13 protein-coding genes are annotated in these 13377 nt (G+C 69.6%); 4 read left to right on the top strand and 9 right to left on the bottom strand.

Annotated elements, in window-relative coordinates; genetic code table 11:
• Nucleotides 1-3: 3 nt before the first annotated feature.
• The 6 genes from ABMQ42_RS02060 to ABMQ42_RS02035 form a co-directional block, all read right to left on the bottom strand.
• A complete protein-coding gene (locus ABMQ42_RS02060) occupies nt 4-1722 on the bottom strand; it encodes a CocE/NonD family hydrolase (RefSeq protein WP_349721038.1) in 1719 nt (572 codons plus the stop codon).
• Nucleotides 1719-2630 (bottom strand): MBL fold metallo-hydrolase, encoded by a 912-nt coding sequence (locus ABMQ42_RS02055; protein ID WP_349721037.1) that lies wholly within the window; start codon nt 2628-2630, stop codon nt 1719-1721. The genes ABMQ42_RS02060 and ABMQ42_RS02055 overlap by 4 nt, the downstream gene beginning before the upstream one ends.
• Complete coding sequence (locus ABMQ42_RS02050) at nt 2627-3547, bottom strand: alpha/beta hydrolase (protein WP_349721035.1); 921 nt, start codon at nt 3545-3547, stop codon at nt 2627-2629. Before ABMQ42_RS02050 ends, ABMQ42_RS02055 begins: the two co-directional genes overlap by 4 nt.
• Before the next feature lie 2 nt (nt 3548-3549).
• Entirely contained in the window at nt 3550-4665 is a 1116-nt protein-coding gene (locus ABMQ42_RS02045; RefSeq protein WP_349721034.1) for an FAD-dependent oxidoreductase, read from the bottom strand.
• A 99-nt stretch (nt 4666-4764) separates the two neighbouring features.
• Nucleotides 4765-5718 (bottom strand): phosphotriesterase family protein, encoded by a 954-nt coding sequence (locus ABMQ42_RS02040; protein ID WP_349721032.1) that lies wholly within the window; start codon nt 5716-5718, stop codon nt 4765-4767.
• Between the two features lies 1 nt (nt 5719).
• Nucleotides 5720-6685: a phosphotriesterase family protein gene (locus ABMQ42_RS02035; protein WP_349721030.1), complete on the bottom strand. Its 966-nt coding sequence runs from the start codon at nt 6683-6685 to the stop codon at nt 5720-5722.
• Nucleotides 6686-6805: 120 nt separating this feature from the next.
• On the opposite strand from ABMQ42_RS02035, the gene ABMQ42_RS02030 reads away from it, so the two are divergent.
• Complete coding sequence (locus tag ABMQ42_RS02030; protein WP_349721028.1) at nt 6806-7432, top strand: TetR/AcrR family transcriptional regulator; 627 nt, start codon at nt 6806-6808, stop codon at nt 7430-7432.
• A gap of 99 nt (nt 7433-7531) precedes the next feature.
• Here ABMQ42_RS02030 and ABMQ42_RS02025 read toward each other — a convergent pair whose 3' ends face one another.
• The 3 genes from ABMQ42_RS02025 to ABMQ42_RS02015 form a co-directional block, all read right to left on the bottom strand.
• Nucleotides 7532-8437 (bottom strand): glycine betaine ABC transporter substrate-binding protein, encoded by a 906-nt coding sequence (locus tag ABMQ42_RS02025; protein ID WP_349721026.1) that lies wholly within the window; start codon nt 8435-8437, stop codon nt 7532-7534.
• A gap of 100 nt (nt 8438-8537) precedes the next feature.
• On the bottom strand, nt 8538-9449 hold the full coding sequence (locus ABMQ42_RS02020) for an ABC transporter permease (RefSeq protein ID WP_349721024.1): 912 nt from the start codon (nt 9447-9449) through the stop codon (nt 8538-8540).
• Nucleotides 9449-10768, bottom strand: a complete 1320-nt coding sequence (locus ABMQ42_RS02015; protein ID WP_349721022.1) for a quaternary amine ABC transporter ATP-binding protein — start codon at nt 10766-10768, stop codon at nt 9449-9451. The genes ABMQ42_RS02020 and ABMQ42_RS02015 overlap by 1 nt, the downstream gene beginning before the upstream one ends.
• 578 nt (nt 10769-11346) lie before the next feature.
• Here ABMQ42_RS02015 and ABMQ42_RS02010 point away from each other — a divergent pair.
• Genes ABMQ42_RS02010 through ABMQ42_RS02000 form a run of 3 tightly spaced genes read left to right on the top strand, consistent with a single transcriptional unit; the run spans nt 11347 to nt 13354 of the window.
• Nucleotides 11347-11733, top strand: a complete 387-nt coding sequence (locus ABMQ42_RS02010) for a GntR family transcriptional regulator (protein ID WP_349721020.1) — start codon at nt 11347-11349, stop codon at nt 11731-11733.
• Nucleotides 11730-12635: an ABC transporter ATP-binding protein gene (locus tag ABMQ42_RS02005; RefSeq protein ID WP_349721018.1), complete on the top strand. Its 906-nt coding sequence runs from the start codon at nt 11730-11732 to the stop codon at nt 12633-12635. Before ABMQ42_RS02010 ends, ABMQ42_RS02005 begins: the two co-directional genes overlap by 4 nt.
• Nucleotides 12632-13354, top strand: a complete 723-nt coding sequence (locus ABMQ42_RS02000; protein ID WP_349721016.1) for a hypothetical protein — start codon at nt 12632-12634, stop codon at nt 13352-13354. Before ABMQ42_RS02005 ends, ABMQ42_RS02000 begins: the two co-directional genes overlap by 4 nt.
• Nucleotides 13355-13377: the final 23 nt, after the last annotated feature.

The following is a 13377-nucleotide window of genomic DNA, read 5'->3' as shown; positions in this document are numbered from 1 at the left end:
GACTCACACCGTGAACGGCAGCACGAGCCGTGACGGGTGCAGCGCGTCGCGGTAGATCGTGTGCGTGACCGGGCGCCCGACCGGCAGGTGGAAGGCGTCCGGCGGCAGCAGCGAGTTGTGCTCGTCGGTCAGCGGCTCGTCGCAGCTCAGCTCGGCGACCACCCGGTGCCCGGGCAGGATCGTGGCGGCGAACGGGTACACGCGCAGCACGTACTCCTCGATCTCCCCGGGGGTGACCGGCACCTTGCGGGTGTGCGGGTGCACGGGGCTTCCCGGTTCCGAGCGCACCGGGTCGAGCTCGCGCTGCGACGCCTTCAGGTACGCGGTGGTCAGCAGCTGGCGGGTGCCGCCGGGAGCGGCATCCCACAACCGGAGGATGAAGTTCGTGTCGTCCTGGTCGATCGCGGCGAACAGATGGAATGCGCCCGTGCCGATCATCTCGGCCGGCTCGGTGAACGGCTCGGTCGACCACGACAGGATCTCGACCTTGTCGGTCACGGTCAACGGCGCCTGGAAGAATCCGTCGGGCGCCGCGGCCTCGGGCCCGAAGATCTCGGGTTCGAACGAGAGCTTGCGCCGCGGGCGCAGGTACAGCTCGCGATGCTCGACGGGCTTGGGCGGCCACTGCTCGGCGGTCACGGTCTCGCGCGACCCCTCGACGAAGACCTCAACGGCCGGCTCGCGGTCCACGCCGTTGTCGATGCCCTTGATCCACTTGTCGTACCAGCGGAACATCTTGTCGTGCTCCTCGATCCACGGGCGCGACTGCATCGGAGGGTACGAGCCGATCGACAGGCGCTTGTTCGCCGAGCGCAGGCTCTGGAACAGCTCGATCGTGCCGTCCATGGTCCAGCCGCGGCCCTGGTCGATCTGCAGCCACACCGGGATGTCGATGTTCGGCGCGAGCGTGATGGGGTTGCGCTCCTCGTACCAGTCGCCGTCGAGGTCGTTCGTGATGATGTCGAACCAGGCCTCGTGGTGCTTCGGGTAGTGCAGGGTGTGCACGAGGTTCGGCCAGGCCGCGACATCCGGGTCGGCAAGCCGCTCGGCGACCCGCGCCGACACCTCGGCGGGGTCGACGTTCTCGAGCATGCGCGAGGTGATCCGGTCGGTGAACGCCCAGCCCGAGTCTCCGCCGCGTCCTTCGCGCGCCGCGCGCGGCATGAACCACATGACGCCGCCGTGGTACGTGGTCTCGTAGAAGTCGTAGTGCCCACCCGAGACGAAGATCGCCTTGAGGTGAGGCGGCCGTTCGGCGGCGGCCAGCACCTGCATCGAGCCGTAGTACGAGATGCCGATCATGCCGACGTTGCCGTCGCACCAGGGCTGCGCGGCGACCCACTCGATGACGTCGTAGGCGTCCTGCCCGAGCGGCACTCCGCCGGCGTTGTAGTTGCCGACGTGCTCCCCCTCGGATCCGCCCGATCCGCGCAGGTCGCCGATCACGTGCACATAGCCCTCGTCGATGACGCGCGCGATGTCGCCTGCCTCGATGCAGCCGTCCCACATGGGCGAGGGGCGGCGCTGCGGCGGCATCGTCAGCGCGAGCGCCTGCAACTCCTTGCCGTACGGCGAGAGGGCGATCAGCGCCGGGCGCGGCTTCTCGTCGGCGGCGTGGTACGCGTCGGCGACGAGCGTCACGCCGTCGCGCACGGGGATGGCAAGGTCTTTGCGGACCGTGATCTCGCGGGTGCCGGCGGTCACGGTGGTGATGTGGGTCATGATGCTCCTGCGTGCTGCGCGGCGTAGCCGCGCATCGTGGTGAAGAAGGGCGACGGCTCGAGCGTCGGATCTCCCGAGTAGTCGAGGGATGCCGCGACCGCGGCATACGGCGAGTACACCGAGTCGGATGCCGCGGCAGGGTGCGCGTGCACGGCGGCGCGGACCTGCGCCTCGCGTGCCAGGCTGCCCTCCAGTGCCTCGGCCGCCTGGGCGGCGTCGAGGGCGACGGGGAACGGGGTCCCGTCGGCGCGGCGATAGGGATGCCCGAGATAGAGGTGCTCCGGTGCCAGGGCGCGCAGCCGCTCAAGGCTGGAACGGTAGGCGTCCGGGTCCTCGAAGCCCGGGAACCCGCTCGCCGCCCCGAAGCACTGCACGGCGTCGCCGGCGAACACGTGCCCGTCGACGGCATAGGCGACGGCGCCCGCCGTGTGTCCGGGCACCGCGTGCACGTCGACGGTGACGCCGCCCAGGTCGAGCGCGTCGCCGTCACGCACGAGGCGCGTGGGCTCGAACTCGCCCGAGATGGCGTCCGCCGCCTCGGCGGTCTTGGCCGCCTCGAGCCTCTCGCGCCCGACGAGGTCGCCGCGCAGGGCGAGCGCCTCGTCGACGTGCGCACGGCGCGAACGGACGAACTCCGCATCGTCGGCGCCGATCACGACCTCGGCCCGGCGGCCGGTGGCCTCCCAGAGCGCGTGCGCGCCGCCGACGTGGTCGATGTGCCCGTGCGTGAGCAGGATCCACCGCACGTCTTCGATCCGCCGGCCGATGCGTTCGAGCTCGGCGGGCACGCCCGCCGCCGATGCGGTCACGCCGGTGTCGACCAGGGCGAGCTCGGGCGCGTCGATGAGGAAGCTGTAGAGGTGGAACCGCCCCCACGGCGCGGCGATCGGATGAACGAGAACGCTCACCGCGGCTCCCCGACGAACGCCGCCACCCGTGCGATGGCCTCACGGCTCTCATCCAGGTGCGGGAAGTTCTGCACGAAGCCGTGGTTGACCCGCGGCATCCGCACCACCTCCGCCGCGACCCCCGCATCGCGCAGCCGCTGCCCGTAGGCCTCACCCTCGTCGCGCAGCGGGTCGAACGCGGCCGTCACGATGAGCGCCGGCGGCAGGCCGGCGAGGTCTGCGCGCTTGATCGGCGAGACGAGCGGGTCGGCGGGGTCGGCACCGGACTCGATATAGAAGCCGTTGAACGGCTTCAGGCCCGCGTACTCGAGCCCGTATCCCGTCGCGTTCTCGACGAGCGACGGGTAGCGGCTCTGATCGAAGTCGAGATCGAGCGACGGATACAGCAGCACCTGGTGCGTGATCCGGTCGAATCCCTCGTCGTGCAGGCGCGCGGCGACGGCGGCGGCGAAGGTGCCTCCCGAGCTGTCGCCGGCGACGGCCAAGATCGGCCCGCCGTCGAGCTCGGCGGCCCAGCGCACGACACCGCAGGCGTCGTCGAGCCCGGCGGGGAACGCGCTCTCCGGCGCGAGCCGGTAGCCGACCGAGACGACGTCGAGCCCGGTCGCCGCGGCGAGCGCCCGCGCCACATGGTCGTGCGTCTCGAGACTGCCGAGGAAGAACGCGCCGCCGTGGAGGTAGACCAGGATGCCGCGGTCACGGGTGCCGTCGCGGTACAGCCGCACCGGCACGTCGCCGTGCACGGTGTGCGCGACGCGGTCTTCGACGCGCGCGACGTGCGGGCGCGACGAGACCGGGGCCAGGTGCGCCTGCTCGGCGGCGCGCAGCACGGCCGGGTCGATCGGGCCGGGCTCGGGCGCCGGCAGCGTGGCCAGGAAGCCCGCGATGTCAGGGTGCAGGGCGGTGGGCTGCGGCATCCTCACTCCTTCGTCGTCGCGGCGAGCTCACCGGGCTTCTGGCCCGGGAACACCGTGTCGATCTCGTCTTCGCTCCACCCCTCGCGCGACACCTTCTGCAGCCCGTCGGTGACGGGCTTGCGTAGCGCCTGGTACCGGGTGAGCGCCTCGGCGACGGTGTCGGCCGCGGCCAAGCAGTCGGCGAGCACCGCCGCGTCGAGGATCGCCGAGTTGGCGCCCTGCCCCTGGTGGTGGCACATCGCGTGCGCCGCGTCGCCGACGAGCACGACGTCGTCGGAGTGCCACACGTCGATGGGGTCGATGTCGTACACCGAGCGGATGTTGACGATGTCCATGTCGAGGTCGCGGGTCGCGGCCACGATGGCCTCGTCGAATCCCTCGACGGTGTCGATGATCATCTGCTTGGTGTCGAGCGGGTTGGGCGTCGGGTCGGCGTTCAGCGCGGTGATGTCGAACGAGATCTGCCCGCGGTGCTGCAGCGGCAGCGCGTAGATCTTCGTGCCGTGTCCGAGGTACATGCGCAGCTTGTCGTCGAAGGGCAGGCCGTGCCATGCGTCGACATCGATGACGGCGCGGTAGGCGTGCTCGCCGGCGAAGACCGGCTCGGCATCGCTGAACAGTTCGCGGCGCACCCGCGAGCGGATGCCGTCGGCTCCGACCACGAGGTCGGCGGTCACGGTCGAGCCGTCGTCGAAGGTCAGCACGGGTCGCTCACCCGCGTCGTCGATGCCGACCAGCCGGCGCGAGGTGTGCACCATGCCCTCGGGCAGCACGCCGATGAGCGCGTCGATGAAGTCGCCGCGGTGCACGAAGCGGGTGGTCAGGCCGAAGGCCTCCTTCTCGGGCCACTCCTCCTCGGCGATGCGCTGGCCGGTCGCGGTGAGGATCTCGAAGCTTTCGCTGGGGCTGGTCACCGCCTCGATCGCGTCGAGGATGCCCCAGGTGCGGAACGCGTCGAGCGACGACGGGCGCAGGCCGATGCCGGCGCCCACCTCGTGGATCTCGCGCGCCTTCTCATACACGTTGACCCTCGCCCCCAGGCGGCTGAGCGCCTTGGCGGTGGCGGCTCCGGCGTAGCCGGCGCCGACGATGGCGATGTCGAGGTTCTTCAGGTCCATGACGCGTCCTTGTCGTTCTGGGGTCGTGCGGGTGGTGCTGTCGTGCGGGTGGTGCGGGTGGATGCCGCCGGCCGGGCCGGTTGCGGGTATCGGGCGGAGTCAGTCGCCGATGGTGAGGAAGCCCGCGGGGTTCGTCACGAAGATCCGGTGGATCGTCGCGTCGTCGACGCCGGCGTCGCGCAGCGCGGGGATGAGTTGCTCGAACAGGTAGTTGACGGTGTGGCCCTTCACACCGGGCCAGCCGAGCGGACTGCAGTTGGCGTCGGCCGAGGCGAGCAGCTGGTCGACATGACCTGCCCGTACGAGCGAGAGGAAGTGCTCGAGCCGCTCGTCGCGGTGCCGCCCCCAGAAGGGCGGGTCGGGCAGTTCGAGGTCGTAGCCGAAGGTGTCGAAGCCGAGGCGCCCGCCCGCGGCGAGGATCGCCTGCTGGTTGACCTTGCCCTGGCTCACGCCGTCGTCGGCGTGCCCGAACAGCACGCGGTCGAGCGGCAGCCCCTCCTCAGCGAAGATGGTCAGCGCCGGCTCGACGTCGACGGCCAGGTGCGTGAAGATCGGCACCCCGGTCTCGAGCGACGCCTGGGCGGCGGCCCGGTAGATGCGCAGGTCGAGCTCCTTCATGCGGAACCCGCGGCTCACGCCGACCTTGATGATGCCGGCCTTGGCCGCACTCCCCTGGATACCGACCGTGATCTCGTGCACGAACTGGCGCCGCAGGTGGTCGACGCTCGCCTCGGCGAAGAACTTCAGCGCGGTGTCGCCGCCGACGAATCCCGTGCAGGCGACGATGTGCACGCCGGTCTTCTCCGACAGGGACTGGTAATACGGGATGTCGCGGCCGTTGCAGATGCCGGTGGCGTCGACGAACGTGCCGCCCCCGTTCTCGTGGAAGAGGCGCAACTTGGGGACCGTCTCCTCATACCGCTGCTCGGGCGACTTCCACCACTGCGTGTCGAGCTCGGATCCCGGCATCCCGTATCCGATGTGCTCGTGCACGGCGACGAAGCCGAGCTCTTCGGGGGCGATGGCCCCCAGAACGGTGTTCACACGGGGCATGTCAGCCCTCCTTCACGGCGAGAAGCCGGGCGGGGTTGTCGACGAGAAGACGATGGATGCCGTCATCCGGCACTCCCGCATCCCGCAGGAGCGGCACGAAGGCCTCGAGAACGTGGGTGAATGAAACGCCCGCGTCGGGGTGGCCCTTCGCGACGCCGGTGGCCGACGAGGAGAGGATGACGCGGTCGCCGTGCCCGGCGGCGATGAGGTCGGCGACCAGTGCGGCGCGGGTCGCGTCGTCGACCTCACCCGCCTGGCCGATGTGGTCGATGGCGACGTACGCGCCGGCCTCGGCGACGGCGGCCGGGGCGCCGGCGGCGATCGCGTCGGCGCGGTCGAGGCCTCCGACGACGATGCGTTCGGCGGGCAGTGCCGCGTCGAGCACGACCCCCAGGTCGTGCCGCGCATCGGCGCCGTAGCGGATCGACAGGGCGACGCCCGTGATCGCCGCGGCGCGGGCGCAGCCGCGGAACTGGCTCTCCTCGGTGGGCGTCATGCCGGCGCGGGTCGCGCCGGTGGCGATGAGCCCCGCTGCTCCGCGTCGCTCGACGCGCGGCACCACCATGCCCTCGGAGACCTCGCGGGCATACAGCTCGGCGAAGCGCTCTGCCGGCCACGGCGTAGGCGGGTTGGTCTGCGGAGTGAGGAAGTACCCGCCCAGCTCGGCTTCGGGACCCTGGCCCGTCGACGCGACGATGTGCACGCCGGTCGCCCGTGAGAGCGTCTCGTACAGCGGCAGGTCGCGGCCGTGGAACATGCCGGTCGCGTCGACGAGCGTGCCGCCCCCGGCCGCCGCGAACGCACGCAGCTTCGTGGCGAGCTCGGCGAAGATCTCGGCGCGATCGAACGGGATGTCATAGGCATACTGCGCGCCCGGGACGACCGACAGCAGCGCTTCGTGCACCGCGACGACGCCCAGCTGGTCGGCGGGGATGTCGCCGAGCACCGTGTGGACTGTGCCGTTCACTGGATTCCTCTCCATCGAGTCGCTGTGGGATCCGTCGTGGATCGCGACCCAGCATCGCATTCACTTTACATGATGTCAAGTGAACGAGCATTGTGATCGAAGGCGATTAGGCTCGCTGTCATGGCGAACCTGCGACAACGGCAGAAGGAATCGACGCGCAAACGTCTGCTCGAGGTCGCCCTCGACCTCTTCGTGACCCGCGGCTACGTCGCCACGACGATCGACGACATCGCGAGCGCCGCCGGGACGACCCGCGTCACGTTCTATGCGCATTTCGAGTCGCGCAAGGATCTGATGCGCGCGCTGATGGGCGAGCTGAACGAGATCCTCGGGCGGCACACGCGCCCCGACACCGGTGGGTCGACGGCGAGTCCGCTGGTCGAGGCCGTGCGGGTGGGCTCGCGCGAGCTTCTGGCCGACTGGCTGCGCAACCAGGCACGGCAGTGGCCGCGCATCCGCCCCTACATCCTGTCGGCGACCGAGGCTTCCGCGGTCGACCCCGACATCCGCTCGCTGTTCCACGAATGGATCGAAGACGTCGTCGCCGACGTCGTGGAGGGGTTGGATGCCGCGGACCGGTTCGATGCGGCCGGGCGCCACTTCCGCGGCGAGCTCGCGTTCGCGAACCTCGACCAGACCGCCCTGTACTGGATGCGAGGCGGCGGCTTCGACATCGACACCGCCCCCGAGTTCGACGTGATGGTCGAGGCATGGTGGCGTCTGGTGGGCACCGGCGGCCTGCGCTGACGCCGCGGGCAGCGGCATCCACCCCCTCCTACGGTCGCGCACGACGAAGGGCCGGCACCCCGCCCAAACGGGATACCGGCCCTTGCGCTCTCGAATGACCTACTGGGTCAACGAGTCGACGAAGTCCTGGTTGTCGGCCATCCACTTCTTGACGATCCCGGGGTACTCGCTCTGCTTGTGGTCCTCGCGGAACATCACGTTCTCGAGCGAGAACAGCAGGTCGGAGTCCATCTTGAACGCCGTGAACCACTTGTTCGCCTCGGGCTGGTCATCGGCGAAACCCGTGCGGGTCACCGTGTTGATCGACTCGGCCGCGCCCAGCGCGCCCTTCGGGTCCTTGAGGTCCTTCAGGTCGTAGGCGTCGTACGCCCAGTGCGGGCGCCAGAGGGTCACGACGATGTCCTGGTCGGCGTCGATCGCCTTCTTCAGCTCGGCGAGCATGGCCGGCGTAGACGAGGTGATGAAGTCCATCTTGTCCAGCCCGTACTCGGGGATGACCTTCTTCTCCATCGCCTCGGTCAGGCCAGCGCCCGGCTCGATGCCGATGATGCGGTTGCCGAACTTGTCGGCGTTCGCCGCGAGCTGGTCGATCGAGTCGATCGGCGCGTCGGCGTTCACCGTGAGGGTCAGCTTGGCGTCGTCGTTCCAGTCGCCGACCTTGACCAGGTCGTCGCCGTACTTGTCGAAGTAGCTGGCGTGCGTGGTGGGCAGCCAGGCGTCGAACGTCACGTCGTAGTCGCCCTTGGCCAGGCCCGCGAAGACCGGGCCGGCATCGGCGTACTCGAGGTCGACCTTGTAGCCCTGCTTCTCGAGCACGGCCTGCCACAGGTACGAGACGGCCTCGCCCTCGGGCCAGCCGTTGAACACGCCGACCGTGATCTCCTTGCTCTGGGCGTCGCCCGAGCCGGAGCCACCGTTGTCGCCGGTGCCGCTCGCGCAGCCCACGAGGGCCACGCTGGCCGCGACGCCCATGGCGAGGGCGCCGAGCAGTGTGCGCTTCTTCATGTGATCGATTCCTTTCCTCCCGTGTGCTGTGGCACGGGTGTTGGGGAGGCCCGCGCGGACCGCGGGCATGTCGGCGCGGAGCGCCGAAGTGGGGATGCCGCTAGCCGGCGTGCACGACGACGGTCGGGGCGTCCGTGTCTGGCGCCTCGTCCTTCGCGGCGGCGAGGTTCGTGCGCTTGCGCCCGCGCTTCGCGTTGCCGAATCCGCTGGTGATCCGGTCGAGGATCATCGCGATGATGACGACCGCGAGGCCCGCCTCGAAGCCGAGCGAGATGTCGGTGCGGCTGAGGGCCTGGATGATGTCCTTGCCCAGGCCGGGCCCGCCGACCATGCTGGCGATGACCGCCATCGAGAGGGCGAGCATGATGACCTGGTTGACACCGGCCATGATCGAGGGCATCGCCAGCGGCAGCTGGATCTGGCGCAGGATGCGGCCCGGCGTCGCGCCGAACGCGTTGCCGGCCTCGACGACCTCGGGGTCGACGCCGCGGATGCCGAGCTCGGTGAGGCGCACGCCCGGCGCCACCGCGAACAGGATCGTGGCAACCATGCCGGGCACGACGCCCACGCCGAACAGGAAGATCGCGGGGATCAGGTAGACGAAGGCGGGCATCGTCTGCAGGAAGTCGAGGATCGGCCGCACGATCGTCGAGACGGTCTGCGATTTGGCGGCCCAGATGCCGAGTGGAATCGCGATGATGAGCGCGATGACCACGGCCACGATGGTGAGCGCGAGGGTGTCCATCGCGTTCTCCCACTGGTCGAGCACGGCGATCAGCAGCAGGCCGACGATCGCGCCGACGGCGAGCTTCCAGCCCTTGGCGAGCCAGCCGATCGCGGCGATGACGAGGATGATGACCCAGAACGGCGGGGTGGCCAGCAGCCATGCGACGCCGTCGTAGAAGCCGGAGAAGATCGTCGAGACGACGTCGAAGAAGCCGCCGAGCACGTCGATGACCCAGTTGATGAAGGTCTCGACCCAGTCGCCGAGCGGAATGCGGGGGATGTCCATCAGTGCTCGCCTCCTTCCGTCGCGGCCGCAGCGCCGTCGGCGGCTCCGGCCGCATGGGCGAGCGCGCCGGGCTCGAGCCGGCCGATCTCGGCCGCCAGCTCGAGGGCCGTGGCCGGGATGATCGGCATCGACTGCGTCGTGGCCGGCACATTGCCGAGCGCGGCGAGCAGGGTGATGCGCGGGATGACGCCGAGCAGGCGCCCACTCTCGCCGACGACCGGCAGCGGCACCGGGCTGCCGACGGCCTGCTCGACGATGTCGGTGAGCAGCTCGTCGGGACCGACGCCGTGCACCGATCGGTCGGCGATGGTGCGCAGGTCGGTGGTGCCGCCCTTGACCGCGTGGATCACCGCGCGGTCGGTGACCACACCGACGAGCCGGCGGTTCTCGACGACGTAGACCTCGCCGACCTGCTCCTCGCGCATGACGCGCAGCGCGCCGCGGATGCCGGCGGAGACCGGCACGGCCAGCGGGCGCTCCATGACGGCGCTGGCGGTGAGCACGCGGGCACGGTCGACGTCCTGCACGAACTGGGCCACGTAGTCGTTGGCCGGGTCGGTGAGGATCTCTTCGGGCGTGCCGTTCTGCACGATGCGGCCGTCGCGCATGACCGCGATCCGGTCGCCGAGGAACATGGCCTCGTTCAGGTCGTGCGTGATGAAGATGATGGTGCGGCCGAGTTCCTGCTGCAGCTCGACGAGCTGCTCCTGCAGCTCGCGGCGGATCAACGGGTCGAGCGCCGAGAACGCCTCGTCCATGAGCAGGATGTCGGTGCCGGCGGCGAGGCCGCGGGCCAGACCCACGCGCTGCTTCATGCCGCCCGACAGCTCGTCGGGCATGGCGTCGACGCGGTCGCCGAGCCCCACCTTCGTGAGGATGTCGCGAGCACGCTCGCGACGCTCGGCCTTGCCGACGCCCTGGATCTCAAGCCCGTAGGCGGCGTTGTCGAGCACGGTGCGGTGCGGCAGCAGCGCGAAGTGCTGGAACACCATCGACATCGACCGGCGACGGATGCCGCGCAGCTCGCCTGGGCTCGCCGTGGTGACGTTCGAGCCCTGCACGAGCACCTCGCCCGCGGTGGGCTGCAGCAGGCCGTTGAGCATGCGGATGATGGTCGACTTGCCCGACCCCGACAGGCCCATGATCACGAAGATCTCGCCGGGCTGCACGGTGAAGCTCGCATCGATGACGGCGGCCGTTCCGGCATCCGCCACCTGGGCGCGCGTCTCGCCGGCCTTGAGCCGGCGCACGACGTCTTTCGGGTTGCGCCCGAAGACTTTGTAGAGGCCCTTGGCCTCGACTGCTGGTGGGATGGTCACGTTGCTTGGCCTCCGCAGTCGCTGCCACTCGACTGCATCGGTTACGCCCGGGTGACGATCTTCGGCGTTCCTCCCGGCATGCATCATCGGATGCCTGGACAGCGGAAACACGTCGGCGACACACATCGGGTCCGTCGCCCAGACCGTCGACCATACGCCCGCATCAGAACGCCCCAGGGGCAGGCGACGCGGCCGCGGACTGGTCGTCAGGGCTCGGCACACAGCGGTGCGGCCCTTCTATCGACGTTATGTCAATCTATAGAGCTTCGCAACCCGACCGCCGTTTCGCCGGAATCACATGAGTCTGTCCCATGCACGTGAAACAGGCGGGCAGTTCGGTGTCCGTGGGACAAATTCACATGAGTTCGGCGGAGGTGGCGCGGGCATCCAGAAGCGGGTGGATGCCGCGCAGCGGGGTGGATCTCCAGCGGGGTGGATCCAGCGCGGTGGACGCCGCGGGGTGGATCCAGCGGGGTGGATGCCGCGGAGTGGCCGGGCCGCGGCATCCACCCTCTTGACATCTCCCGGGTTTGGTGGTTCATTAGTCGAGTAACTAACCAACCAACCCAGGGGACGATGTGATCGACGACGGCAGAGCGCTCTTCCTGCAGATCGCAGAGAGCGTCGAAGACGCCATCATCGACGGCAGTCTCGCCGAGGAGGCGCAGGCACCGTCGACGAACGAGCTCGCCTCGTTCCATCGCATCAACCCCGCCACCGCGGCGAAGGGAGTGAACATGCTCGTCGACAAGGGCGTGCTGTACAAGCGGCGCGGCATCGGCATGTTCGTCGCCGAAGGCGCCCGCCGTCTGCTGCTCGATGAGCGGCGCACGGCGTTCGCCGACCGCTACGTCGAACCGCTCCTGGCCGAAGCGGCCAAGATCGGCCTCGACGCCGACGACCTGCGCGCACTCATCCGCGAGCGCGCGTCCGCACACACCACCACCGGAGGGAGCACGCTGTGACCAGCGTCATCGAGGTGGAGAACCTCACCAAGCGCTACGGCGATGTCATCGCCGTCGACGATGTCGGATTCCAGATCGAGAAGGACGTCATCTACGGCCTGCTCGGCCGCAACGGCGCCGGCAAGACCACCGTCATGTCGATTCTCACCGCGCAGAACTTCGCCACCCGCGGCCGGGTGCGCGTGTTCGGCGAGGCCCCGTACGAGAACGCCCGCGTGCTGCCGCGCATGTGCTTCGTGCGCGAGAGCCAGAAGTACCCCGACGACGCGAAGGCGCCGCATGCGTTCCGCACCGCGAGCCTCTTCTTCCCGAACTGGGATCAGGAGCTGTGCGATCGGCTCGTCGCCGACTTCCAGCTGCCGATGAACCGGCGCATCAAGAAGCTCTCGCGCGGCCAGCTGTCGGCCGTCGGTGTGATCATCGGCCTCGCCTCGCGTGCCGAGATCACGTTCTTCGACGAGCCCTATCTGGGGTTGGATGCCGTGGCCCGGCAGGTCTTCTACGACAGACTCATCGAGGACTACGCCGAGCACCCGCGCACCATCATCCTGTCCAGTCACCTGATCGACGAGGTCGCCAACCTCATCGAGCGCGTGCTGGTCATCGATCAGGGCCGCATCATCATGGACGAGACCACCGACGAGGTGCGGGGCCGCGCCACGACCGTCGTCGGTGATGCCACCGCGGTCGAGTCGTTCGCCGCCGGCCGCGAGGTCATCCACCGCGAGTCGCTCGGGCGGGTCGTCTCGGCCACCGTGCTGGGCGCGCTCACCGACGACGATCGGCGCCTGCTCGCGGCATCCGGCCTCGATGTCGCGCCCGTCTCGCTGCAGCAGCTGATCGTGCGCATGACGCAGCGTGCGGCCGACGGCCGCACGCAGAACGAAGGAGCCCTGCGATGACCGCCATCTCGCCGGCCGCACCCGCCACGCCGCGCGGCCGCATTCTCAACGTCGTCCGCATGCAGTACGTCAACCGGATGACCTTCGTGTGGATCCCGCTGCTCATCCTCGGCGCGGTGCTCGTGTTCTCGGTGGTCATCTGGCTGATGATCCCCTACGGCGGACCGAAGTACTCCGCAGGTTCGCAGGCCCTCATCTGGTACCTGCTGGCCGTCGGAATCCAGTCGCTCACGCTGACCTTCCCGTTCTCACAGGCGATGAGCGTGACGCGCCGCGAGTTCTTCTTCGGCACCTATCTGACGGCGGCGACCACCGCGGCGCTGCTGGCCGTTGTGACGACCGTCGGCGGCTTCATCGAGTCGGCGACCGGCGGCTGGGGTCTGAACGGCTGGATGTTCTACACCGCCTGGACGTGGGCCTCGGGCCCGCTGGGCGCGGCACTCTCGGTGCTCGCGCTGGCGATGCTCACGTTCACCGCCGGGTTCTGGGGCGCGACGATCTACAAGCGCTTCGGCGGTCTGGGGCTGACCCTCGTGCTGGTCGGCATCGGCGCCCTGCTGATCGCCGGGCTGTGGGTCATCGGACGGCTGAACGCGTGGGTCGCCGTGTTCGGCTGGCTCGCGAGCCTCGGCGTGGTGCCGCTGTCACTGGTGGTGCTGGGCATCGTGGTCGTGCTCGGCGCGACCGAGTTCTGGATGCTGCGGCGCCTGGTCCCCTGACCGGGGGACGCTCACCGATCCCC

This window comes from Microbacterium sp. KR10-403 (genome assembly GCF_040196215.1).
Taxonomy (GTDB): Bacteria; Actinomycetota; Actinomycetes; order Actinomycetales; family Microbacteriaceae; genus Microbacterium.
Note: the sequence above shows the minus strand (reverse complement) of the source record. Positions and strands in the feature narration are given on the sequence as shown.